Source organism: Collinsella aerofaciens (assembly GCF_040926405.1).
Taxonomy (GTDB): domain Bacteria; phylum Actinomycetota; class Coriobacteriia; order Coriobacteriales; family Coriobacteriaceae; genus Collinsella.
This window is the reverse complement of the sequence record NZ_JBCOIG010000066.1, coordinates 1-1,018: the sequence shown is the minus strand read 5'-3', so window position 1 is coordinate 1,018 and position 1,018 is coordinate 1. Positions and strand designations below refer to the sequence as shown.

General features: G+C 54.3%; 1 rRNA gene. It reads right to left on the bottom strand.

Annotated features, from left to right (window positions below):
- A 16S ribosomal RNA gene (locus AB5758_RS09725) occupies nt 1-162 on the bottom strand; the annotation flags it as partial.
- Nucleotides 163-1,018 lie beyond the last annotated feature (856 nt).

The window sequence follows — 1,018 nt, the reverse complement described above, 5'->3', positions numbered from 1 at the left end:
ACCCGTCCTTTCGGGCGGCTATCCCGGGGGAGGGGGCAGGTTCTCCACGTGTTACTCAGCCGTTCGCCACTCGCTTCTGCCCGAAGGCAGGTGCCGTTCGACTTGCATGTGTTAGGCGCGCCGCCAGCGTTCATCCTGAGCCAGGATCGAACTCTCCGTCCAAAATAAATGGGCTTCGAGCCCGTCCGGTCCTCTCAGTCATCGCTGATCGGTTCCGTTCGATTCATATGGTTCTAGTATAGGAAAAGGAATTTCTCGGGGCCGCCTCTCGGCGGCCTTGCGAAAAACAAATCCAAGTTAGACCATTTCAAATGGTTCGATGTCTGCCCGGATGCGACACTGAATGTGTCCATCCTCGCAGTATCCGGTTCTCAAGGTGCACGCCTTGCGGCTCATCCGGTTCGACCGGGCCGCGCGGCAAGGAGATATATTGCCAGACCGGAGGGGCGCCGTGGACGGGAATCGCGCACTCCATATTTTGTTCACAAATGAATTAACTGGGCTCCGAGTTGCTCAGAGTCACAAATATGGTCATAAACCTTGGACAGACCGTATGACCTCGGGAATCTTGCTGTCCACTGTAGACATAGCATCTTTATACCCTCGTCGGTCTCCGCTAGTAAGCCCGTAATAAATTGAAGGACAACGTTAACAAACCTATAAAACGCCAGCGGGGCTCTATCACCAATTAGATAGAGCCCCCGCTGGCGGAGTGTATTTGATTGAAACAACGTTCCTGAATTGATTTGCTGGAAATAAGGAGCAAAAGATCCGTCCGGATATACGTGGCGACAGAACCCTGTAGCTGACTGAGCGCCACCAGAAAGCGGCATAAGCACAAAGATCGGCTCTACCTCACCGCGGACGACAAAGATGCCCTCGACTAAAGCCAATCCGGACACCCCTAAAGCAGATAGAGCAAATGTCGGTTTATACAACGCAAAAAGGGGGAGGCCGCGAGGCCTCCCCCCTTCAAAGTTCAAGCGTACGGCTCGGTGCCGTCCACCGGTCAGCGGCG